General features: G+C 45.8%; 1 protein-coding gene. It reads left to right on the top strand.

Annotation, left to right across the window (positions count from 1 at the left end):
• Window positions 1-350: transposase (locus tag AC1DCV_RS35850; RefSeq protein WP_477027693.1), on the top strand; the 350-nt coding region annotated here is incomplete at both ends.

The raw sequence follows: 350 nt of genomic DNA on the forward strand, positions 1-350 counted from the left end.
CTCCAAAATGTCTACRAGGCGACCACTACTGACCAGGCAGARCGCAGCCTTGATCAATTGGAATCCAACTGGGGCGCCCGATATCCCAAGGTGATCGAATCCTGGCGAAAGAATTGGCCKCGACTCAGTAGCTATTTTCAGTACAACAAAGACATCCGCCGAATAATGTATACCACAAATATTATTGAAGGCTTCCACAGGCAGCTTCGCGCCGTTACCAAATCAAAAGGCGCCTTCCAGTCGGAAGACGCACTCATGAAACTTTTATTCCTTGTCCAGGAGAATATATGTGCAAAATGGAATAAGCCAGTACACAACTGGAATCAGACATTGGCGCAATTATCAATTAT

The organism is Chitinophaga sp. 10T418, assembly GCF_056394125.1.